Source organism: Myxococcus sp. AB036A (genome assembly GCF_006547355.1).
In the GTDB taxonomy this organism is placed as follows: domain Bacteria; phylum Myxococcota; class Myxococcia; order Myxococcales; family Myxococcaceae; genus Myxococcus; species Myxococcus virescens.
Genome location: NZ_VHLC01000031.1, coordinates 57,784 through 79,530, shown reverse-complemented (window position 1 = coordinate 79,530; position 21,747 = coordinate 57,784). Strand labels below are relative to the sequence as shown.

General features: G+C 68.4%; 24 protein-coding genes. 6 read left to right on the top strand and 18 right to left on the bottom strand.

Going from position 1 to position 21,747, the window contains the following annotated elements:
- Positions 1 to 59: 59 nt before the first annotated feature.
- The 3 genes from FL344_RS15330 to FL344_RS15320 form a co-directional block, all read right to left on the bottom strand.
- A complete protein-coding gene (locus FL344_RS15330; RefSeq protein ID WP_141619061.1) occupies positions 60 to 461 on the bottom strand; it encodes a hypothetical protein in 402 nt (133 codons plus the stop codon).
- Between the two features lie 140 nt (positions 462 to 601).
- Positions 602 to 1,393 carry a class I SAM-dependent methyltransferase gene (locus tag FL344_RS15325; protein ID WP_141593911.1) on the bottom strand — a complete coding sequence of 264 codons (792 nt, stop codon included), beginning with the start codon at positions 1,391 to 1,393 and terminating at the stop codon, positions 602 to 604.
- A complete protein-coding gene (locus FL344_RS15320) occupies positions 1,383 to 2,159 on the bottom strand; it encodes an SDR family NAD(P)-dependent oxidoreductase (protein WP_141619067.1) in 777 nt (258 codons plus the stop codon). The genes FL344_RS15325 and FL344_RS15320 overlap by 11 nt, the downstream gene beginning before the upstream one ends.
- 245 nt (positions 2,160 to 2,404) lie before the next feature.
- Here FL344_RS15320 and FL344_RS15315 point away from each other — a divergent pair, with 245 nt between their 5' ends.
- Positions 2,405 to 3,574: a serine/threonine-protein kinase gene (locus FL344_RS15315; protein WP_141619060.1), complete on the top strand. Its 1,170-nt coding sequence runs from the start codon at positions 2,405 to 2,407 to the stop codon at positions 3,572 to 3,574.
- Positions 3,575 to 3,589: 15 nt separating this feature from the next.
- On the opposite strand, the gene FL344_RS15310 is transcribed toward FL344_RS15315, so the two are convergent.
- Positions 3,590 to 3,928: a helix-turn-helix domain-containing protein gene (locus FL344_RS15310; protein ID WP_141593913.1), complete on the bottom strand. Its 339-nt coding sequence runs from the start codon at positions 3,926 to 3,928 to the stop codon at positions 3,590 to 3,592.
- Positions 3,929 to 4,127: 199 nt separating this feature from the next.
- On the opposite strand from FL344_RS15310, the gene FL344_RS15305 reads away from it, so the two are divergent.
- Both FL344_RS15305 and FL344_RS15300 read left to right on the top strand, forming a co-directional pair.
- On the top strand, positions 4,128 to 5,969 hold the full coding sequence (locus FL344_RS15305) for a serine/threonine-protein kinase (protein ID WP_141619059.1): 1,842 nt from the start codon (positions 4,128 to 4,130) through the stop codon (positions 5,967 to 5,969).
- Positions 5,970 to 6,016: 47 nt separating this feature from the next.
- Positions 6,017 to 6,919, top strand: a complete 903-nt coding sequence (locus FL344_RS15300) for a DUF2381 family protein (protein WP_228565072.1) — start codon at positions 6,017 to 6,019, stop codon at positions 6,917 to 6,919.
- Between the two features lie 22 nt (positions 6,920 to 6,941).
- On the opposite strand, the gene FL344_RS15295 is transcribed toward FL344_RS15300, so the two are convergent.
- The 10 genes from FL344_RS15295 to FL344_RS15255 form a co-directional block, all read right to left on the bottom strand.
- Positions 6,942 to 7,532 (bottom strand): hypothetical protein, encoded by a 591-nt coding sequence (locus FL344_RS15295; RefSeq protein WP_141619057.1) that lies wholly within the window; start codon positions 7,530 to 7,532, stop codon positions 6,942 to 6,944.
- Positions 7,533 to 7,542: 10 nt separating this feature from the next.
- On the bottom strand, positions 7,543 to 8,142 hold the full coding sequence (locus tag FL344_RS15290; RefSeq protein WP_141593917.1) for a hypothetical protein: 600 nt from the start codon (positions 8,140 to 8,142) through the stop codon (positions 7,543 to 7,545).
- 73 nt (positions 8,143 to 8,215) lie between these two features.
- Positions 8,216 to 8,806: a hypothetical protein gene (locus tag FL344_RS15285; protein WP_228565071.1), complete on the bottom strand. Its 591-nt coding sequence runs from the start codon at positions 8,804 to 8,806 to the stop codon at positions 8,216 to 8,218.
- 97 nt (positions 8,807 to 8,903) lie between these two features.
- The gene (locus FL344_RS15280; protein WP_141619056.1) at positions 8,904 to 9,281 is read right to left on the bottom strand and encodes a DUSAM domain-containing protein; all 378 of its coding nucleotides are present in this window, start codon (positions 9,279 to 9,281) and stop codon (positions 8,904 to 8,906) included.
- Positions 9,282 to 9,290: 9 nt separating this feature from the next.
- Positions 9,291 to 9,710 (bottom strand): hypothetical protein, encoded by a 420-nt coding sequence (locus FL344_RS39095; RefSeq protein WP_141619055.1) that lies wholly within the window; start codon positions 9,708 to 9,710, stop codon positions 9,291 to 9,293.
- 113 nt (positions 9,711 to 9,823) lie between these two features.
- Positions 9,824 to 10,651: a 3-keto-5-aminohexanoate cleavage protein gene (locus tag FL344_RS15275; protein WP_011554385.1), complete on the bottom strand. Its 828-nt coding sequence runs from the start codon at positions 10,649 to 10,651 to the stop codon at positions 9,824 to 9,826.
- Positions 10,648 to 11,046, bottom strand: coding sequence for a hotdog fold domain-containing protein (locus FL344_RS15270; RefSeq protein WP_201800494.1), 399 nt, complete (start codon positions 11,044 to 11,046; stop codon positions 10,648 to 10,650). Before FL344_RS15270 ends, FL344_RS15275 begins: the two co-directional genes overlap by 4 nt.
- Positions 11,043 to 11,828, bottom strand: a complete 786-nt coding sequence (locus tag FL344_RS15265) for an OAM dimerization domain-containing protein (protein WP_141593920.1) — start codon at positions 11,826 to 11,828, stop codon at positions 11,043 to 11,045. Before FL344_RS15265 ends, FL344_RS15270 begins: the two co-directional genes overlap by 4 nt.
- Before the next feature lie 4 nt (positions 11,829 to 11,832).
- On the bottom strand, positions 11,833 to 12,312 hold the full coding sequence (locus FL344_RS15260) for a hypothetical protein (RefSeq protein ID WP_141593921.1): 480 nt from the start codon (positions 12,310 to 12,312) through the stop codon (positions 11,833 to 11,835).
- Complete coding sequence (locus FL344_RS15255; protein WP_140863887.1) at positions 12,309 to 13,859, bottom strand: lysine 5,6-aminomutase subunit alpha; 1,551 nt, start codon at positions 13,857 to 13,859, stop codon at positions 12,309 to 12,311. Before FL344_RS15255 ends, FL344_RS15260 begins: the two co-directional genes overlap by 4 nt.
- 261 nt (positions 13,860 to 14,120) lie before the next feature.
- On the opposite strand from FL344_RS15255, the gene FL344_RS15250 reads away from it, so the two are divergent.
- Together FL344_RS15250 and FL344_RS15245 are read left to right on the top strand one after the other, a co-directional pair.
- Entirely contained in the window at positions 14,121 to 15,656 is a 1,536-nt protein-coding gene (locus FL344_RS15250; RefSeq protein ID WP_141619054.1) for a catalase, read from the top strand.
- 176 nt (positions 15,657 to 15,832) lie between these two features.
- The gene (locus FL344_RS15245; protein WP_141619053.1) at positions 15,833 to 16,450 is read left to right on the top strand and encodes an ankyrin repeat domain-containing protein; all 618 of its coding nucleotides are present in this window, start codon (positions 15,833 to 15,835) and stop codon (positions 16,448 to 16,450) included.
- 88 nt (positions 16,451 to 16,538) lie between these two features.
- On the opposite strand, the gene FL344_RS15240 is transcribed toward FL344_RS15245, so the two are convergent.
- From FL344_RS15240 to FL344_RS39090, 3 genes are all read right to left on the bottom strand, one after another.
- On the bottom strand, positions 16,539 to 17,570 hold the full coding sequence (locus FL344_RS15240) for an L-erythro-3,5-diaminohexanoate dehydrogenase (RefSeq protein ID WP_141619052.1): 1,032 nt from the start codon (positions 17,568 to 17,570) through the stop codon (positions 16,539 to 16,541).
- A 174-nt stretch (positions 17,571 to 17,744) separates the two neighbouring features.
- The gene (locus tag FL344_RS15235) at positions 17,745 to 18,752 is read right to left on the bottom strand and encodes an esterase family protein (protein WP_011554393.1); all 1,008 of its coding nucleotides are present in this window, start codon (positions 18,750 to 18,752) and stop codon (positions 17,745 to 17,747) included.
- A gap of 28 nt (positions 18,753 to 18,780) precedes the next feature.
- The gene (locus FL344_RS39090) at positions 18,781 to 19,851 is read right to left on the bottom strand and encodes a uracil-DNA glycosylase family protein (protein ID WP_228565070.1); all 1,071 of its coding nucleotides are present in this window, start codon (positions 19,849 to 19,851) and stop codon (positions 18,781 to 18,783) included.
- Between the two features lie 199 nt (positions 19,852 to 20,050).
- Between FL344_RS39090 and FL344_RS15225 the strand changes: the two genes are divergently transcribed.
- Positions 20,051 to 20,482: a PaaI family thioesterase gene (locus FL344_RS15225; protein ID WP_141592923.1), complete on the top strand. Its 432-nt coding sequence runs from the start codon at positions 20,051 to 20,053 to the stop codon at positions 20,480 to 20,482.
- Here the strand turns inward: FL344_RS15225 and coaBC are convergent.
- The gene (coaBC, locus tag FL344_RS15220; RefSeq protein WP_141619051.1) at positions 20,479 to 21,699 is read right to left on the bottom strand and encodes a bifunctional phosphopantothenoylcysteine decarboxylase/phosphopantothenate--cysteine ligase CoaBC; all 1,221 of its coding nucleotides are present in this window, start codon (positions 21,697 to 21,699) and stop codon (positions 20,479 to 20,481) included. The genes FL344_RS15225 and coaBC overlap by 4 nt on opposite strands.
- Positions 21,700 to 21,747 lie beyond the last annotated feature (48 nt).

The window sequence follows — 21,747 nt, the reverse complement described above, 5'->3', positions numbered from 1 at the left end:
CACCGCCGGAGGGCTGGCGGCACATCCACCGCCCCCCTCCCCTGGCGTGCGGCATGGAACTACGTCTTCTGCGGCGCGTTCGCCTGCATGGCCGACTTCACCTTCTCGCGGAAGGCGCGCATCTTCGACCGCATCTCCTCCCGCTGCGCATCGGAGAGCTTGCCGCCCGAGGCTTCACGCTGGGCCTTCATCTCCTCACGCAGTTGGCGGCCCTCGGCCTTGAACTGGTCGGCCTGGGCCTGGGAGAGCCTTCCTTCGGCCACGGCCTTGTCCATCCGGTGCTCCATGCGGGCCATCTTGTTTCCATGCCGCTTGCCCTTGTGCCAGTGGTGCCCACCGTGCCCCTTGCCGTCCACGGCAGGCGGATGGGCGGACTCGGGCGCGGCCGTCTGGGCCAGCACGGGCGCGGCGATGAACAACGAGGCGACAGCAACGGAACGCAGGGCGGTCATGAGCTTCATCGTGGTTTGCTCCTCAGGGTGACTGAGGCTTCGGGAGCCGGCCTTCCCGTCGCCTCTTGCCCTGAAAAACCCCGCGCGGCGCGGAAGGTTAAATCCGCCCGAGCGGACGCCTTTTCGTGCCTGCCTCCCCGCTCCGCGCCCTACCGCGCCGGGAGCTTCATCGCGCGGGTGGCGATGAAGCCGTTGTAGTACTGCGACAGGGCATCTTCCGGGCCGAACGAGTCCTCGAAGAGGCCGACGATGGCGAGCCCCGCATCCGCCTGACCGCCAAGCTGGTCCTCCAGGGAGTGCCCGACGCAGAGCGGCTCGCCCAGGTCCGTGAAGCGGCGGCGCTCCTCGTCGGACAGGCTGGTGAAGTCCGAGTAGGGCATCCGGTACTTCAGCGTGAAGATGCCCTGCTTCTCCAGGGCCAGGTCGAACAGGTAGTTCACGGGATTGGTGAAGCCGGTCAGCAGCACGCCGCCGGGGCGCAGCACCCGCGCCGCCTCACGCCACACGGGGCGCACCGCGTCCACGAAGCAGTTGGAGCACGGGTGGAAGATGAGGTCGAAGCTCGCGTCCTCGAAGGCGGAGAGGTCGCGCATGTCGCCCTCCACCAGCCGCAGCTCCAAGCCCTCGCGCTCCGCCACCATGCGGTCCTGGCCGAGCTGTGCGGGCGAGTTGTCCAGCACCGACACCCGGGCGCCCGCCGCCGCCAGCACCGGGGCCTGCTGTCCACCCGAGCCCGCGAGGCACAGGATGTCCTTGCCCCTCACATCGCCGAACCACTCGCGCGGCACCGGCTTCGTGGGGGTGAGGACGATGCTCCACTCGCCCTTGCGTGCCGCGGCGATGACTTCCGGGCTGACGGGAAGCGTCCACTTGTTGCCCGTGGCCACCTGGCGGTTCCACGCCTCGCGATTGTACGTCCGCACATCCAATTCAGTCGTCATGCAGCACCCTTCCTTCCATGCCTCCGGCGACAGTGACGACTTCACCCGTCACATGTCCGGAGATTCGGTCCGACGCGAGCGACACCACCGCCCGCGCCACGTCCACCGGCTGCGCCACCTTGCGCAGCGGCATCGTCCGCGTGACGCGCTCAACGAAGCCCGGCTGGGCCAGTTTGTCGCGGCTGCGGTCCACCGCCGTCCATCCCGGGCACACGACGTTGACGCGGCCCAGGGGCGCGATGCGGCCCAATTCGTTCTTGAGGCTCTTGAGGAAGCCACTCGCCAGCGCGCCCTTGGCGGCGGCGTAGTCAGCGTGTCCTGCTTCACCGAACAGCCCCGCGGTGGAGCTGATGATGACGATGTTGCCCGTCTTCGTGGTGGCCACGTGCCGCAGGAAGGCACGGCAGCACAGGAAGACGCTGTCCAGGTTCTCCGCCAGCGTGCGGCGCCAGCGCGCCAGGGACATCTCCCAGACGGGTTCATCCGGGGCGGGCCAGACGCCCGCGTTGCAGACCAGCACGTCCAGCCGCCCCAGCGCGGCCACCGCCGCGGGAACCAGCGCGTCCACGTCGGCTTCCACCGTCAGGTCCGCGCGCAGCGCTGCGCCGCCGACGTCGCGGGCCAGCGCCTGGGCCTTCTCGGTACTGGAGTGGTAGTGCACCGCCACCTTCGCGCCTTCTTCCGCGAAGGTATGGACCAGGGCGGTGCCGATTCCTCCGGCGCCGCCCGTGACCAGGACGCCTCTGCCTTTCAGCTCCGTGTCCATCCGGGTGTTCTCCTCGGGTCGTGCTTTCACGGGGCCGCTTCGCGGCGGAGTCCCGGGCACACCGGTGGCGTCCGGCGGCTCACGACGAGAAGAGGCCCCGGCGCCTGACAAGAGCCGCCCATGAACATGAAGGCCAGCGGAAGAATCCGCCCTGCCCCCCCCTGCGCCGGGAGCGGCTTCCTCCCTCCGCCCTCTTTATGTTTATCTAATCATAACCCTTTAAGGTCTATACCCAGGAGTCGCCATTGGCCTCGCACCGCCTCACGACCACCCAGAAGGACGAACCTTCCATCTTCACGTTCGAACGGCGACACGTTCTCTTCTCGGTGGAGCACACGCGGTTCGAGTTCGTCCGCATGTTGGAGCGCCGGGCCAACGGCGAGGAGTTGCTCCTGGCCGAGCGCTACCAGCGGCACGGGCTCGCCGGCACCGTCGTCATCAAGGCCGTGCGCAGCCCCGCGAGCTCCGCGCGCCGGCACCGGCTGGTGGAGGAAGTGCAACTGGCCTACCGCCTCCACCACCCCACCATCGCCCAGGTGCACTACTTCAAGATTCACCGAGGCAAGCCGTACATCATCATGGAGCACGTGGACGGGCCGTCGCTGGAGACCGTGCTGGACCTCATGGCCATGCGAGGGAAGCCGGTATCCCTGGCCTTCGCGCTCCACGTCGCCGCGGAGCTGGCGGACGCCCTGCACCATGCCCACTCGCTCAAGGACGCGCAGGGCCGGTCCCTGGGACTGATTCATCGCGACGTCAGTCCCCGCAACGTGCGGGTGGCGCGCACGGGCGAGGTGAAGCTGACGCACTTTGGCGTGGCCTATTCGCACCTGGTCGGCCGGGAGGAGACGGCGGAGGCGCTGCTCAAGGGCGACGTGGCCTATGCGTCGCCGGAGTACCTCGCGGGCCAGACGCTGACCGCCGCCTCGGACCTCTTCTCGCTGGGGCTGGTGCTGTTGGAGCTGGCCACGGGGCGGCACCTGTTCGCGGCCGCGGCGGAGGCGCTGGAGCCACCACGTGCGAAGTCGCGTGAACTGCGCCTGGAGGAGCCCCCTTCCCTGCCGCTCACACAGATGCTGATGCTGCTGGAGGACCATGGTACCCAGGACGTGGAGCGAGCCGCCGCGAGCCTGCCGCCCGAGGTGCGCGCCCTCCTTCAAGGGATGCTGCACAAGGAAGCGACGAAGCGCTTCGGCTCGGCGGGGGCGTTGTGCGAGCCACTCCGGGAATGCCTCGTCCAGGAAGTCCGCCGCACCGGCCGCCCCTTCGGACGGGCGGACATGGCCGCGGAGCTGACGCGGCTCATCAGCGACGCCAGCGCGGTACGCGACGAGGTCGAGCTGCTCGACGAGAGTCTCTTCCCATCGGGCCTCGAGTCCCATGAACTGTCGGGACGGGGCCCCAAGGACGCCTGAAGCCGAGCCCTGGTGCTAGCGGGACAGGGCGCTCGCCATCACGACGAGCGCCTGGAGCTTCTCTTCGTCCAGCGTCTCCGAAAGCGTCATCAGCCGCCGTTGCAGCGAGGACTGCTTCTTCGCGCCCGCGCGGCCCTCCCGGGCGAGGCCCAGCAGCTCATCCGTGGAGGTCCGCAGCACCATGGCCACCTTCCGCAGCGTGGCCACACGCGGCAGCATCTTCCCCCGCTCCATCCGGCTGTAGACCATGGGGTGCATGTCCAACAGCGCCGCGACTTCCACCTGCGTCAACCCCAGCCGCGCTCGCGCCTCGCGCACGGCCCTTCCAAAAGTCGCTCCCAGTTCTTCGTCCATGGCTCGTCCGGAAGCCTAGCCCAAACCCCAGGGGCCGCCGAGCGGATGGCGCGGACCTAAACCCCTCAGGGCCATGTCAGACCAAGCACTTTCATCTTCCCTGGCAGTAGCGAGAACGGCATCCTCCCGGCGGGGTCCTGCTGGCGTCTGGTGACACTTCAGGCGGGGCCCGCCGGGTGGGAAGCCCCTGGGAGACGGCATGGCGGAAGCGCAGAGGCGAGAAGATTCGCCGGGGACACGCATCGCGGGCTTCACCCTGGGCAAGCGACTGGGCAGCGGCGCGTGCGGCGACGTGTACCTCGCGATGCGCGACGGCGAGGAGGTCGCGCTCAAGGTCCAGTACCTCCACCGGATCGCGGGGTGGCCGGAGCGCGAGGTCGCCATCCTCCTGCGCCTGCGTCACCCCAACGTGGTGGCCTTTCGCGCCTGCGGCAAGTTCCCGGGCGTGGCGCCCCGGTTGTTCTACCTGGCGATGGAGTGCGTGCGAGGACGGACCCTGCACCAGTGGGTGGAAGAGGAGAACCCCAGCGCTCGACAGGTGGCACGGCTGCTGCGCGGCATGGCCCTGGGGTTGGAGGCCACGCACGCGGCGGGCGTCGTGCACCGCGACCTCAAGGAATCCAACGCCATGGTGCGGGAGCCGGACGGTGAACCTGTCCTGGTGGACTTCGGCGTGGGCGACTTCGCCGGAGCCCCCCGCCTCACCCAGGGTGTCCTGCCGCCGGGCACCATGCGCTATCGCAGCCCGGAGGCGCTGGCGTTTCGCAGGGCCAGCAGCGCGGCCACGGCCAGACGATACCGGTGCGGGCCAGCGGATGACGTCTATGCGCTCGGCGTCATCTTCTATTGGATGCTGACGGGCCGCCCTCCCTTCCTGGAGATAGTGACCCCCTCGGAAATCGAGGCCGTCATTTCCGAGGCGCCTCGCGCTCCCCACACGGTGAATCCGCGCGTGCCACCGGCGCTGAGCGAACTGTGTCTGCGGCTGCTGGCCAAGGCCCCCGAAGCCCGAGGGAGCGCGGAGGCACTGAGCGCGGACATAGAGCGGACACTCGCAGCCACCGACGCGGCGTGGGACGCGCCTCTGTGCGAGTGGCGGCAGGACGCGGAAACACCCTGCCCCGACTCCCGGTCCGAGGACGACAATGACGCCGCGCTGGTGATGTGGGCCGAGGCAGGTTACGCCCGCTGGGCCTCGCCCAGGCGTGGACCCCTGCCCCACAAGCCGCCGCTGGAAATACGTGCCCCCGATGCCTCGGCGCCACGAACGCCTGCGCGCGGACGTGCGGCTCGCTGGGCGGTGGTGCTCGCCGGGCTGGCGTGTGCGCTGGGGGCGTGGCTCTGGGTGGCGACACCCACGCTGGGTGGCGGGAGCAATCCCATCCGGGAAGTGGCTTTGCCCGGTGGCCCGCCGGAAAGTGAGCAGGCCGCGCCCCTGCCCAGTCCCGGGCCTACCCTCGCGGCCGTCACCGCCGAGGTGGCGCACCCGAAGAAGGAAGTGCTCCCCGTGAAGCAGATGCCCGACAGCGTGACGACTTCCCAACAGCCCGCCTCCAGCGCGCGGGCCCTCAAGGCAGCGGCCCGGACGATGGTGGCCGTCGCCGCCTGCTCGGGCCTGGGCTGTCCCAGCGGCCCGCAGGTGCGTCCGGCGCCTCCCGGCGAACCCTGCCCCCCCGGTGCGGTGGAAGCCATGAAGCGGGCCGGTATTCGCATCGGCGACAGGACCAGCCTCGCCTTCGTCGACGACAAGGACTTCGGAGAGCCTGTCCTCGTCCGGGAAGGCCGCGTCCAGGTCGAACTCGGAACGAACTTCGGCCCCCTGACCTCGGGAAAAGCCGTGGGCGAACTCATCTTCGCGGACCGCGTCTATGGCCGCTTCACCCAGGCCTACACCCGTGGAGGTGACTTCATCCCCGTGTGCCTGGAGATGGTCGAACAGTACGGAGTACGCGGCATCCGGCGGAAGGGCGACGACCCGAGCCCGGGCACTGCCACGGTCAGCAACACCGCCGTGCTCTATGCAGTGAATCGCTTCGAATAGTGACCTCCGCCACCGGCTTGTTCCACCCGCCAGGGAAGTGATTGTCCGTGCCCACGCCACTGCCCATCCCTCTTGCTTTCGCATTCCTGCTGGCGGCGGCGCCCGCGCGCGCCCAGCCCGCCTCCTGCCGAGAGCCGATGGAACGCCCCGTTGAGCTGGGCGCGGAGCGGTGCGGCCGGCCACCCGAAATCCGGGTCGGAGAAGGTGTCGCCACAGTGCTCCGCTTCGACACCCCCCTGATGCGTGCGGAGGTGTCCGGCCTGGGACGCTTCCGTCAGGTGGTGGACCGGGAACTCCTCATCATGGTTCCCGAGGAGCCAGTTGCCGACGAGTCCCGCGCCACGCTGACCGTCCACTTCGCGGATGGAGCGGTCCCCACCCAGGCCACGCTTCAACTCGTCATGGAGACGCCTGCACGGGCAGAACGGCAGGTGGAGATTTTCCGTCGAGCACGCACGGCAGCGTCGTTCCAGCGGGAGCTACTGGAGACACGGCGGGTACTGCAGGAAGTGCGCGAGGAGAATGCTCGGCTGCGAGCAGCACAGGCGCGCCCCGGCGGCTTGATGGGGCTGTGGGTGAGTGGAGACATGGGCGGCACCGGCGTCGCCGCAAGAGAGTTCCTGGACGTCCGGAAGCACGCGAGGAACAGCCTGGTGCTCCGTTCCGGCCTGACCTTCCGGGCCAGGAGCATTCTGGTGGTGGTGGGCCTGAAGAACCCGCTGGGCGCGAAGCCCTGGCAGGCCACCGGCGCGGCACTGGTGGGGCCGGATGGCGCGGAGTTGAAAGTCGCGCGGGTGTGGGCACCCGCCATCCTCAACCCCGGCGACGAAATGGACGTCCTGGTGGAGACCGAACCCGTAGAAGGCGCGCCCCGAGGCCCCTTCACCCTGACGCTGTGGGCGGAGGACGGCAAGCGCCCCATCATCCTCGGCAACATCGAGTTCCCGTGAACGGACGGAGCGGCCTGGCGCCTCACTCCGGATACGAGTTCTTCGATGCTTCCCTGCGAGCAGGCTCCGCGGCCTGGCGCCTCTGCCTCTCGCGATCAGCCGCGACCTTCGCCTCGATGGCTTGAGCAAGCCTTGAGGGAATCTCCTCGACGAGGTAGGGCGTGAGCTGCTCGAGTGTCCGCTTGAGTTCTGGAAATGGCACCTGATTCTTGTCGACCAGGATCTTCCAGGGTTCGGAGACGGAGCTTCGCTCCAGATCGACGGCGACTCCCTCTACCTGTCGCGAGGTGGGAACCTCGATGTGGACTCCCGCGAAACGGTCATTCTCACACGCGCTGACCCATACGGACGTGTGCGAGCCCGACTTCATCCGCCGTCCCCGCTCCCCGTACTCGATGCCACATGCCCGCAAGGGACGCAGTTGCGCCTGAATGGCGGCCAACTCCTGAAGGCCACCGACATCGGTCTCCCCGAGGCTCCCAACATCGCTCGGCTGCCGACCCAGCAGAAGGGTCGCTGCGCCAATGCCGCCGACCACCACCGCGACCGCGGCGATGATGAGGCTCGTGTTCTTGCCTGACTTCCGTGCCGGCTGCGTGGGCACTGTGCTCATGGCAATTGGCTCACTCGGGATACGAGGTCTTCGCCGCTTCCTTGCGAGCACGCTCGGCAGCCTTGCTCTCCTGCCATGCGCGCTCGCTGTCCACACGGCGCTGGATCTCCGTGGCAAGCGCCTCGGGATACTTCTCCACGATGAGGGGCGCGAGCTGTTGGAGCGACTGCTTGAGATTCGGGAACGAGGTTCCTTCCTTGTCGACCAGAATCTTCCAAGGCGCGGACACGGAGCTTCGCTTCATGTCGAAGGCGACTTGGGACGACTGCAGCTCCGTCGGAACGCCGATGGAGACATCGGAAGCCGGCGCCCCACCGCACGGCGTGACATAGACGGACTTGAAGGAGCCCGTCGAGCGGTGCCGCAGCACACCTCGCCGCACGCCGTATTCAATCTTGCATGCATTCAGGGGCAGCAACTGGGCCTGGACCGCGGCCAGCTCCTGAAGGCCGCTGACATCGGTGTTCAAACCGCCACCCCCGCCGAACGATCCGCCCGCGAGCAGCATCCCCCCTGCGCCCATGAAGCCGACCATCACCACTGCCGCGACGATGATGATGACGGTGGTATTGCCGGACTTCCGCGCCGGCTGCGTGGATGAAGAAGCCATTGGGGGACGAACCTAAGTGCAACGAGCGCACGCCGAAAACCCCCGAACAGGCGGCACGCGAAAGGCGAGAAATTCACTCCGGATAAGAATTCTGCGCGTCCTCTTTGAGAGCGCGTTCAGCGTCCTTCCGCGCCTGTCTCTCGCGCGCCCACTGCGCCTTCCGGTCGGCGTCACGCTGACGCTCAATGGGGTACTGCGTGAGGAGATGGGGGGCGAGCAATTCGAGCGACTGCTTGAGCGCGGGGAACGCGGTCTGCTTCTTCTCGACCAGGATCTTCCAGGGCGCTTTCACCGAGCCCCGCTTCATGTCGAAGGCGACATTGTCAACCCGCCGCTCTGGCGGCACCGGGACGGAGATCCAAAAGGAGGAGGAAGTCCCACAGGGAGTGACCCGGGCCGTCGACTGGGAGCCCGTCCAGCGCGCCCCGCTCGCACTCTTTCGACTTCCGTATTCGATGTCGCACGCGTCCAGGGACGACAACTGCGCTTGAACGGCGGCCAACTCCGGAAGCTGTCCCACGTTCGTGGTCCGCATCCAGCCCATGGGCTGGATGCCCAACGTCACCACCCCGGTGAGCGCGATGCCCAACGTCACAACGGAAAAGCCGATGATGTTCTTCTTGACCACGGACATCTGCGCGGGCGGCGTAGGCAATGTCTCCATTGCCGCCGCAACCTAGCCGAGCCCTCGCAGCCAGGACAATCCGTCAACTGTCGATATCCCTGCGGAGGCGTGGCGTCAGTCGCGCCTCGCTGTCGTTCTACGAATCGTCGTCTACTGCCTGAAGGTACGTGTTCAGGATGTCCACATAATGAGGCACGACTTCCACGGCCAAGACGTCCTGGAGCAGTTGGCGAGCCCCCTCCAAGTCCCCAGCGTCCCGGCGTCTATCGACTTCAACCAAGGTGCGAGACAGGCGCCTCGACCCGGTGGAGATGCGGGATGCAATCTCCCTCACGAGAACTGCGGCGCTTTCGTCATCCTGGAGCGCACGCGTTGTTTCGTCTGGCAAAATCCCCACGTCGTGCGCCGTGGCCTGGACAAGGGCGCGCGTTTCGGTGGTGAGGAAGGGCTGAACCGGGTCCGTGATGCGGCGGCTCAGGTCTTTGACCGCGTCCCAATCCCGTTGGGTGGGCATGTGGTTCTCCTAGCGAGGGTGACAGTCTCGGAAGGGCCACTCTCGTTGCCCCTCGCAATAGCGAAAGCAGGCGTAGCAGTCCCCAATCCATCGGGGCTTCTTCTGGTCTCGACACCGGACATACTGGTCAGTGCAGTGCGCCCGCCACCCTTCGTCGGCGCCAGCATCCTCTCCCTCCTTCACCCGCTCGTTCGCGAACCTGACCGAGGCATCCATGGTCGCAAGGTGCGCGGCGGCCTCGCCCGCGGTGAGGCCGCACGCTTCGGGCACGCCAGGATTGCGCTGGATGCAACACGACACAGTGTCAGTGCAGGACGCCAGGGCATAGGCATCGCGGCGGTTGACCGTACCGGTCGCACTGCTGGCGCAGCCCAACGACGCAACGGCCAAGAGCCACAACAGGCCAGGTCCAGCCTTCTGCTTTTTCATGGAGCGCCGACTCTACCCGGACACATGGCAGCAAGAATCAGCCCCCACACGCCAGAGACGGGCGCCGCCCGACAGGACTCGGGCGGCGGCCGTCACGATGCGTCCGGCGGTGCTTACGACAACCGCAACAACTTGCGCGCCTGCTCCGGCGTGGCGGGCTCGCGGCCATGGGCACGCGCGCGCTTCGCCGCCTCGGCGACGAGCTCCCAGTTGCCCTTCGCGAGCACGCCCTTGGACACGTAGATGTTGTCCTCCAGGCCCACGCGCGCGTTGCCGCCCCGCTTCGCCGCCTCGTCCACGTAGGCCAACTGGTGACGCCCCACGCCGGCCACCGTCCAGGTGGAGCCCTCCGGCAGCGAGGCAATCATGAAGTCCAGCACCTCCGGACGCGGCTGCAACGTGCCCGGCACGCCGAGCACGAAGTCGAAGTGCGCTGGCAGGTCCACCAGCCCTTCCTTCGCCAGATAGCGGGCCTCGTCAATCATGCCCACGTCGAAGCACTCCAGCTCCGGCCGCAGGCCAATTGCCCGGATGCGCCGGGCGATGTCACGCACGAGCGGCCGGGGATTCCAGAAGACCTCCTCGCCGAAGTTCACCGTGCCCGTCGTCAAGGTGGCCATGTCCGGCCGGTCCTCGCCGGTGAGCGTCAGCGGCCCGCAGCGCTGGTCCACCGTCATGCCCACCGCGCCGCCCGTGGACGTCTGGATGAGCACGTCCGTGCGCTTGCGGATGGCGCGGATGGCCGCGCGGAACAACTCCGCGTCCTGCGACGGCTTGCCGTCCGGCGTGCGCACGTGCAGGTGCACCATCGCCGCGCCGGCCTCGCGGCAACGCGCGGCGTCCTCGGCGATCTCCTCCGCGGTGATGGGCAGGTGCGGCGTCTGCTCGCGCGTCGTCTCCGCGCCCACCATGGCCGCGGTGATGACCATGGGCGTGCTCATGTCTGCCCCCGCTGCTTGTCCTTGGGCACCACACACGTCCCCGTGGCCCGGCACACCACCACCGGCTCAGACAGGACATCCGCCGCCGAGTCATTCACGTCCGGCCGCGGCTTGATGACCTTGCGAGCCTCGAAGCGCATCTTCCGCGACGTGTTGCCCGCGCTGACGATTTCGCCCTCCGCCTCGATGAAGTCGCCCGCGTACACCGGGGCCAGGAACTCCACCGAGTCATAGGCGCGGAACAGGCCCTCGTCCCCGTCGCTGCGGATGCACAGCTCCGTGGCCACGTCGCCAAAGAGGCCCAGCATCCGCGCGCCGTCCACCAGATTGCCGCCGTAATGTGCGTCGTGGCTGCTCATGCGCAGCCGGATGACCGCCTTCGTTCCCGTGCTCACTGGGGCTCCCCCTGATAGTGCGCGTCCTTCGGCTCCTTGCCTTCCTTCTTGAGGAGCGCGTGGACGATGTAGTTGGCCACGTCGGACGGCTTGGTGCCGGGCCCGAAGCCGGCGTCAAAGCCCAGCTCCAGCGCCAGCTTGTGGTCCACGCGGGGCCCGCCCAGCAGCAGCTGAACCTTGCCGTGGATGCCAGCAGCCTTCGCCGCTTCGATGAAGTGCCGCGAGTTGTCCTTGTGCACGTCGCGCTGGGTGACGACCTGGCTGACCAGGATGGCGTCCGCGTTGCGCGCCAGGGCCTTCTTGATGAGGTCCTCGTTCGGCACCTGGCTGCCCAGGTTGAAGGCCTCGAACCAGGGGTAGCGCTCCAGGCCGTAGTCGCCCGCGTAGCCCTTCATGTTGAGGATGGCGTCGATGCCCACCGTGTGCGTGTCCGTGCCCGTGCAGGCGCCGAACACCACGATGCGCCGCTTCACCTTCTCCTTGATGAAGGCGTTGAGGTCGTCGAAGGACATCTTCTTCACGACGACTTCGGGCACGTCGATTTCGGCGTAGTCCAGCGCGACGGACGACCGGGCGTAGACGATGAAGAAGGTGTACGTGTCCGCGGCGCGCTCGGCGGCAGCCACCTTCACGTCAGTGAAGCCCATCTTCTTCGTGAAGACGGCGGCGGCCTCCTTGGCCTTCTCGGACAACGGCACCGGCAGGGTGAACGACAGCTGCACCACGCCGTCGTCCCGCCGGTCGCCGTAGGGACGGATGATCTGCTTGCTCGGCTTCACCATCGGCTCACTTCCCTCCGGCCCGCTGAATCTTGACGCTGGAGCCCACCTTCTGGGCCAGCGGAGCGAACCGCTCCTTCTTCGTCTGCTCCAGGTAGAAGACGACCGACCACGTCGTCTTTCCGTCGCAGCCCACATACGTCACGGAATCCACCGCGCCACTGCCATCCGGCGCCACGTCCGTCTCCTGACGCTTCGCCGCTGGCTGGGCGCCCACCTTCAGACGCTCCCAGCCTTTGCCGCCAATGGACGCGACAATCTTGTCCACGCACGTCTGGGCCTTCATGCCCGCCGTCTGCACGGCGCCCACGTCCACCAGGAAGTAGGCGTCCCCGCTGGGCGCCTGGAACTTGCTCGTCCCATCCGCCTCGGTGCGGTTCCACGAGGCGGGAACCTGGATGGACACGTTCTTCACCTGGACCTGCGCCAGCGCATCCGCGGAGCCGCCCGCGGAGAGGACCATGGCAAGGATTGAACCGAGCATCACTGCGCCTCCAGGAGTTCCAGGAACGGGTTGAAATAGTCCGGCGCCTTCTCCAGCACGCCGTCGAGGCCCTTACCGCCGGTCTCCTCGCGCTTCACGTCACCGAAGTGGCCCCGGCCGATGGCGGTCACCATGCCCTCGTCGCGGCACTCCTGGAGCAGCTGCTCCGCCCGGGCGAACACCTCGCGCGCGCGGTTGGCGATCTTGCCGTCCTCGCGGACGGTGAACTCCTCGTCGATGCCTCGCGCCGCGCGGTGGATGTAGGCCGCGGACTTGAGCGCCACGTAGCGGTCCGCCAGGAGCGGCGTGTGCATGGCCTCCGTCATCATGCCCAGCAGCTGGATGCCCTGCCGAGTCCACATGGCCACCAGGTTCGCCATCACGTCGTACGTGTGGCTGAAGAAGATGTCCGTCTCCTTGTGCTTGGTGGGCGGCATGTACTTCAACGGCGCGTCCGGGAAGCAGCGGCGCACCAGCATGGCCTGGGACAGCTCGAGCAGCAGCGTGTCCTCGCGGTACGGGTCGATTTCGTACGCGTGGCCGATGCCCAACTGCCAGTCCTTGAGGCCCGCGCGCTTGGCGAAGCACTCGTTGATGAACTGGCTGGCGATGACGGTGTGGGCCGCGTCGTACGCGTCCGCGGTGGTGATGTAGTTGTCCTCGCCGGTGTTGATGATGATGCCGGCCAGGGCGCAGATGCGGCGGCTGAAGTACTGGTCGATGAACGTGCGCCGCATGTTGATGTCACGGAAGAGGATTCCGTACATCGCGTCGTTGAGCAGCATGTCCAGCTTCTCGTAGGCCGCGCAGAAGGCGATCTCCGACATGCAGAGGCCGGACGAGTAGTTGGTCAACTGGATGTAGCGCTTGAGCTTGCGGCTCTCGTCGTCCAGGGCCTCGCGCATGATGCGGAAGTTCTCCTGGGTGGCGTAGGTGCCGCCGTAGCCCTCCGTCGTCGCGCCGTGGGGCACGTAGTCCAGCAACGACTGCGCCGTGGACCGGATGACGGCGATGACGTCCGCGCCCGCCTGGGCCGCCGCGCGCGCCTGGTCCACGTCGTCATAGATGTTGCCCGTGGCCACAATGACGTACTTGTGCGGCGCCGGGGGCATGGGGAACTGCTTGCGGAGCTCTTCGCGCTGGGCGATGCGGGCCTTCAGGTCATCGAGCGCGGCGCGGGCTTCCGCGCGCACCTCCTCGCGGAGGTTGTGCTCCTGCTCGGGCGACAAGGGGGCCAGCTTCTCCGTGGGGAGCGCCGTCAGCCGCTCCACGGCCTCCAGCGGGCTCTTCGCGCCCAACTGCAGCGCGCGGCCGTACCAGTAGGCGGCGCCCTTGTTGAGCACCCCGGCGGCCTTCAGCTTGTCCACCATCAGGTTGGCGAGCGGCACGCCCCGCGCGCCAGCTCCAGAGAGGCCGAAGAAGCGCAACACAGTGCGCTCGGTCGAAACAGTGGTGTTACGGCGGATGAGGTCGAAGATCGGGTTGACGATTTCGTCCGCCAGCTTGCGCGCATTTTCAATCCGCGCGTCTTCAATGAACGGGCCTGGCATGGACGCACCTTACCCGCCCGAACGCCAGCGGGTAGCGCCGATGCGCACCTGTATAACGTTGCTGCACCGCATTATCGGTTCCGAGTTCAAAGCACCGAAGGGCCGGTGATCACCTCCACCGACAGGACGGTGGTGCCACCGCTCTTTCGGTGGGCGTTCTTGGACTCAACAGATAACCCACTGGAATCATTCGGAATCGAGCGGTGGCATGTCCCCTGCTTAGGACGGGACTGCCTTACCCCCTGAGACAAGGAGAGTCCCTTGCAAACCCGCTCCCTGCTTCTGACCGCCATTCTCTTTGGCGGTTCGGCCGCCGTCGCCGCGACGCCCCCTCCCCTGACGACGGACACCGGCTCCCCCGTGGGGACCAACCAGAACTCCAAGACGGCCGGCCCGCGTGGCGGCGTCCTCCTGGAGGACTTCCACCTCATCGAAAAGCTGGCGCGCTTTGACCGTGAGCGAATCCCCGAGCGTGTGGTCCACGCCCGCGGCACCGGCGCCTACGGCACCTTCGAGAGCTACGGCGACTTCTCCAAGCTGACGCGCGCGTCCCTCTTCTCCGCCAAGGGCAAGAAGACGCCGATGTTCGTGCGCTTCTCCACGGTCATCCATCCGACGGGCTCGCCGGAGACGCTGCGCGATCCTCGCGGCTTCGCGCTCAAGTTCTACACGGACGAGGGCAACTGGGACCTGGTGGGCAACAACCTGCCCGTCTTCTTCATCCGCGACGCCATCAAGTTCCCGGACATGGTGCACTCGCTGAAGCCGTCGCCCATCACGAACAAGCAGGACCCGAACCGCTCCTTCGACTTCTTCTCTCACCTGCCCGAGTCGACGCACATGCTCACGCAGGTGTACTCGGACATCGGCATCCCGGCGAACTACCGCCAGATGAACGGGCACGGCGTCCACGCCTTCAAGTTCGTCAACGCGAAGGGCGAATACAAGTACGTGAAGTTCAACTGGAGCTCGCAGCAGGGCGTGAAGAGCCTCACCGCCGAGGACGCCGCCCGCGTCATCTCCGAGGACCACCAGCACGCCACCACGGACCTCTACGCCACCATTGGCGCGGGAAAGTTCCCCTCGTGGGAGCTGAGCGTGCAGGTGCTGGACCCCAAGGAGCTGGACACGTTCAGCTTCGACCCGCTCGACGCGACGAAGATCTGGCCCGAGGCGCAGGTGCCGTCCATCAAGCTGGGCAGGTTCACGCTCAACAAGATGCCGGACAACTTCTTCGAGGAGACCGAGCAGGCGGCCTTCTCCCCTGGCGTGCAGCCGCCGGGCATCGAGCCCTCCGAGGACCGCCTCCTGCAGGGCCGCCTGTTCTCCTACGCCGACACCCAGCGCTACCGCATTGGCGCCAACTACCAGTCGCTGCCCATCAACCGGGCCCGCGCGACGGTGAGCAACAACAACGAGGCGGGCAGCATGAACTTCGCCAACACGAAGTCGGACGTGAACTACGAGCCCAGCGTCAGCCGTGAGACGCAGGACGCGCCGCCGTACCTCTTCTCCAACGCGCCGCTCAGCGGCACCACGCAGCAGCGCGGCATCGAGAAGTCGGACAACTTCGCGCAGGCCGGCGCCTTCTATCTGGCGCTCGACGCGGGCGGGAAGGACCGCCTCATCAAGAACCTGGCCGCGGACCTGAACAAGGTGCGTGATGCCAGGGTGAAGGCGCGCATGGTGGGTCACTTCTTCATGGCCAACCCCGACTACGGCACCCGCCTTGCCAAGGCGGTCAACGTGAAGCTGGACGACGCCAAGGCCGCCGTGGCCACGCTCGCCGCCCGCTGATTCGTTCATCTCCGGGCCCTGGCATGGCTGGCTCCGCCAGGGCCCGGCGCTTCCCGCCACTCCCCCTGGGAGAAGGCCGGGATGTGGTGGCGCCCGGCGACTCCCCCCCTCTCGCCGCCCGTCGCATCCCGGTCTTCCCTCAGCGGGAGCAGGTCCCCTCTCTTCTGGAGTCCGACATGATTCGCAAGCTGCTCTTGGGAACGCTGGGCCTGTTGATGCTGGGTGCCGGCGTGTTGACGGCCGCGTGGATGTCCCTGCGCGCCACGCCCGCGCCGCAAGGGCGTCTGCTGGCCACGAGCGAGGCGGAGCGCTACCTGCTGGCCGCCGCCCGTGCCGGAGAGACGGACATCGTCGCCGGGCTCGTCCAGGCGGGTACGCCGGTGGAGGCGCGAGATGCTCGCGGCTTCTCGCCGCTCATCCTCGCCGCGTACCACGGGCATGTGGACACGGTGCGCGCCCTGCTCTCCGCCGGTGCGGATGCGTGCGCGGGCGACAACAACGGCAACACCGCGCTCATGGGCGCGGCCTTCAAGGGCTACGCGGACATCGTGGGACTGCTCAATCAGCAGCCCTGCGCGGTGGACCAGAGCAACCGCTTCGGGCAGACGGCGCTGATGTTCGCGTCCCTGTTCGGCCGCAAGGAGGTGGTGGACCAACTCCGGCAGCAGGGGGCCTCCCCTGACGTGCGCGATGGCAGCGGCCGCAGCGCCCAGGACTGGGCACGCACGCAGGAGCCGAACGCGCCCGTGCCCCAGGCGCCCACCGCGCCGGAGACGTCCGCCTCGGCGCGATGACACGAAGGTGCTGCTCCGCCCGGGATGAGGCAAGGAGGCCCCATCCCGGCGAAGACGCCGCTGGGCATCGGGCCAGACGGCTCGACTGCTAGACGTATCGCGTGCCGAAGAGCTGGAGCAGCTCCGGCTCGGTGCGCAGCAGGTCCAGCGTCAGCGCGGCGTGGCCGGGCACGTACCCGTTGCCCACCACCATGGTGACATCCTTGCCCACGCCCTCGGCGCCCAGGGCCGCCGCGGTGAAGCTGGTGGCCATGGAGAAGAAGATGGCCGTGCCGCCGTCCTTCACCGACAGGATGGTGGCCATCTCCGTGTTGCCCACGCTGGCGCAGTTGACCACCAGGTCGCAGAGCTGACCGCCCGTCGCCTGGCTCACCGCTTCCATGACGTCCACGCCCTGAGTCGCGTCCACCTTCAGGGCCACGTCACACAGGCCAATGCCGGACAGCAGGTCCAGCGCGCCCTGCGACACGTCGAGCGCCAGCAGCTTGCCCCGACTCTCCAGGTTGCGCCGCGCCTGCGCCAGACACAGCGCCCCGCTCTTGCCCGCGCCCAGCACCGCCACCGTCATGCCAGGCCGCACGTGCCGGGCCACCAGCGCGGGCGCGCCACACACGTCCAGCGCCGCGAGCGCCAACGTGTCCGGCATGTCCGTGGGCAGCTTCGCGTAGATGCCGCTGGCGAACAGGAGCGCGTGTCCGCGGATGTCCACGCGGTCGATGTCCGCGTGCACCGCCTTCACCTCTTCGATGACCAGCGGCGTCAGCGTCAGGCTCACCAGCGTGGCGATGCGGTCGCCCACCTTGAGCAGCTCGCGAGCGGGGTGCCTGGCGCCCAGCTCCTTCACGCGGCCAATCAACATGCCGCCCGAGCCCGTCACGGGGTTCTGCATCTTCCCCCGCTCACGGACGATTTCCTGGATGCGCTCGCCAATGCGCTTCGCGTCGCCGCCCACCTCGCCCTTGATCTGCTTGAAGGACGCGGCGTCGATGTTGAGGCTCTCCACGTCGATGAGCAGCTCGGACTCGCGGCACGGCAGCGAAGGATCCAACTGCTTCGCGCGCTGGGGCAGCACGCCCTTCTCGCCAACGACGCGAGACAGCCCGTAGAGGTCGATGCTCATGTTCCCGTCTCCCTGAAGGTTGTCGGGCGCCCGGCCCCGCCACGGCGGGGCGCACCCAGGGAGGCGTCTACCCGCTCGGGCAGGGAAAAGGCCAGCGCCACGTCACGCGCGGTGGGCCGGGGCGTCCCCCAGCGGGCATCCCGACCACCGCGCGACAGGCCCTGGCCCCGTGCGTCAGTCCTGCGCCAGGTTCGGCACCAGGACGGACAGCGAGCGCGCGAAGCGGTACGACACACCGGAGTGGCCGTCCTCGAACTCCTCGTGGACGCGCTCCACGCCCGCGTTCTTGAAGTCCTCCGCGAGCATCCGCGTGCCCCAGCGGATGTTGAACTCGTCACGCGTCCCACAGTCCAGGTACACCGTCTTCAGCTTCCGGAACGCGTCCATGAACTTGGGCACGAAGCGCACCGGGTCGTGCACCAGCCACCGGTTCCACACGTCGAGCCGCAGCCGGCCCGTGTTCGCGTCGAAGGGCAGCTCCACGTTGAGCGGCTCGCCCTTCTTCGGAGAATACGCGGCGGCCATCGCCAGGACGTTCACCACTGGGAAGTCGTCCCCGCGCATCTTCGTCTCACTCACGCGCGCCCGGAACTCGGCATGCCACGCCTCCACGCCGCCGGCCTTCAGCAGCGCCGCCGCGGCCTTCGGGAGGTCCGGCAGGTAGCAGTATTCGAAGTAGGAATCCGCCGCGTGCGCGCCCACGTGGGAGAACAGTTCCGGGTGGTAGCGGCCCATCACCAGCGCGCCGTAGCCACCGGAGCTGTGCCCCACCACGGCGCGCGAGGCCGCCTTCGGCAGGGTGCGGTAGGTGCGGTCCACGAAGCCCACCACGTCCTTGGTCAGGTAGTCGCGGTACCGGCCAATGGCGTCGCTGTTCACCCACTGGCTGCCACCCAGCGACGTCCAGGCATCCGGGAAGACGCCGATGACGGGCGGAATCGCGCCCGACTCGACGAGCGCGTCCAGGCGCTGGGGGACGGTGGGCGCGAAGCCCGACGCGTTCGTCCACGAGCCGCCGCTGTTGCCGAAGGCATGCAGGAAGTAGACGACGGGGTAGCGTCTCTCATCCGCGCCGTAACCCGGCGGCAGGTACACGGTGAGCTTGCGGCGAGCCGGGTCCCCCAGCGGGTTCGACTCCAGCGCGGGTGACAGCAGCTCACTCGACTCCAGCAATCCATTCATCCGTGCATTCCCTTCATCGGGCCCGCGGCTACGCGCGCGAACCGGGTTGCTTCCCCAGCACCTTCATCACCGCCTGGAGGTCCTCCCATGCCTTGCGCTTCTCCGCCGGGCTGCGAAGTAGGTACGCCGGGTGGAAGGTGGGCATCAGCTGGATGCCCTCGTAGGTGCGCCAGTTGCCACGCAGGCGGGTGATGGGCGTGCTGTCCCGCAGCAGCGTCTGCGCCGCGAACTTGCCCAGCGCCACCACCACCTTGGGCTGGATGGCGGCCAACTGCGCGCGCAGGAAAGGCTCGCAGGCGGCAACCTCCTCCGGCTCCGGATTGCGGTTCCCCGGTGGCCGGCACTTCACGACGTTGCAGATGTAGACGTCGTCGCGGCGGTAGCCCATCGCGCCAATCATCTTCGTCAGCAGGTCGCCGGCCGCGCCGACGAAGGGCACACCCTGCAGGTCCTCGTTCTCCCCAGGGCCTTCGCCCACGAACACCAGCTCCGCGCGGGGGTTGCCCGAGCCGAACACGAGGTTCTTGCGCGTCGAGCACAGCTTGCAGCGCTGGCAGTCGCCCAGCTCCCGGCGAATCTCGTCCAGCATCGGCCGCTCGCCGCTCGCCGCTCCAGGCAGCGCCCCAGCGGGCCGCGACGTGGGCGGCGGCGCATCCACACGCATTCCCGTGACCGGCGACCGAGGCGCCGGAGGCTGGCCCTCAATGGCGCCGAGAGCCATGCCCCCCGGACGCATGGGAGGCGTGGACGGGGGCGGCATCCGGGCCGGCGCTGCGGCACCGACTCCCAGCGGTCCCGCTGCACCAGCAGGAGCCGCCGGGCCCGGCCGCTCCGTGCCAATGGACCGGTGCTCCGGTGCCGGGCTCGCCAGCGGCGGCCGGGGCAGCGGCGCCTGGGCAGGAGGCGCAGCGTCCGCAGCCCCCTGCGTCCGGGCAAAGCGCGCGCGTAAGGAGGGAGCCGAGCGTTGGAGCTCGAGCGCCGCCTTGGCGTCAATTATCAGCACCCGGCCAGCGGCCTCCTCCTGCCAGAGGAGGTGGCGGCGCACATCGTCCAGCAGGGCGCTCAGGTCCTGCGAGGCCTCGGGCGTGTCATCAATCACGGTCCTGGATCGGTATCGGACGTGGCGCCCATGCGCAAGGAAGCGGACGCCCAAGCTGGCTGTTCGCCTCCCACCAGAGCTGTTCCAGGCCCACGCCTGGAGTCCTACCCCGCCCTGCCCCCAGCCATCCGCCCTGGAGACGCCCCGGGCCCACGCTATCTTCCGCCCCCAACCCGGTGTCGCGCAGCGAGGAGCCGCCATGGAGCACCAGAACCCGGATTACCGCCAGGACACGGAGGACCTGTTCACATCGGCCGCCTTCGTCATGGACCTGGGCATCCAGCCCGTGGCCATCCGCCCCGGCGAGGTGGAGGCCCGGCTGGTGGTGCAGCCCCGACACCTGCAGCAGGACGGCGTCATCCACGCGGGTGTCCAGGCGACGCTGGCGGACCATACGGCGGGCGCGGCGGCCTTCTCCGTGGTCCGCAAGGGTCAGCGGGTGTTGTCCACCAGCTTCACCGTCCACCTGCTCCAGACGGCGTCCGGTGAAGAACTGCGGTGCAAGGCCCGGGTGCTGCGCGCCGGCCGCCGGCTCATCGTCACGGAGTCCGAGGTCCACGCCGTCTCCGGCGGCACACCCCGGCTCGTGTCGAAGACCACCGTCACCCTCGCGGTGATGGAGCCCCGCTAGGACGGTGACACGAGCAGCAACTCGATGAGGGCCTGCGCCACCTCGCGCTTGCTGCCCTGGAATTCATGCTGCGCACCCGAACGCGTGAGCACTGTCACCCGGTTGGTGTCCGTTCCAAAGCCCGCGCCGGGGGCCGTCACGTCGTTGGCGACAATCGCGTCCAGCCCCTTGCGCTCCAGTTTTTCGCGCGCGTGCGCCACCACGCGCTCCGTTTCCGCCGCGAAGCCCACCAGCACCGGCCGCTTTGGCTGTCCCGCCACCTGGCGGGAGGCCTCCGCGAGCACGTCCGGCGTGCGCACGAGCGTCAGCGCCTCGGGCGACGTCGAAGCGCCCTTCTTCACCTTCTGCGGCGCTCGCGTCTCCGGACGCCAGTCGCTGACCGCCGCCGTGGCGATGAACGCATCCACCGTGCCCACCCGTGAGAGCACCTCGCGCGCCATGTCGTCCGCGCTCACCACGTCCACGACCTCCAAGCCTCCGCGCTCCACGGTGCCCACGGGACCGAGCACCACCGTCACCTCGGCGCCCAGGGTCCGGGCCGCGTGCGCGAGCGCCATGCCCATCTTCCCCGTGGAGGGATTGGAGATGAACCGCACCGGGTCCAGGAACTCGCGCGTGGGGCCCGCCGTCAGCAGCACCCGCTTCCCCGCCAGTGGGCCAGCGCCGAAACGCGCCGCGACCGCCTGGACGATGGCTGGAACGTCCGCCAGCCGCCCCTCCCCCACGTCACCACAGGCCAGCATCCCCGCGCCCGGGCCCACGCGCGAGAAGCGCGGATAGGCCAGCAGGGCTGCCAGGTTCTCCTGCGTCAAGGGATTATCCCACATGGCCACGTTCATCGCCGGCGCCAGCACCACCGGCCCCCGGAACGCGAGCAGCGACGTCGTCACGGCGTCGTTCCCCATGCCCGCGCGGATGCGGGCCAGCAGGTCCGCGGTGGCCGGCGCCACGACGAACGCCTCGGCCCACCGCGCAAGGTCCAGGTGGCCGAAGTTCCCCTCCTGGGCAGGGTCGAAATAGTCCGTGAGCACAGGGTGCCCGCTGAGCGCCTGGAAGGTAAGCGGGGTGACAAACTGGCGCGCGGACTCCGTCATGGCCACCCGCACCTCGGCGCCGGCACGCGACAGTTCCCGCACCAGCTCGCAGGCCTTGTACGCCGCGATGCCGCCACCCACGCCAACGACCACCCGGCGGCCTTTCAGAGTCGTCACGTCCATGCGGCTTCCTAATGCGCGGGGAGGCGGGCTCGCAACCGTCCCGGCAGG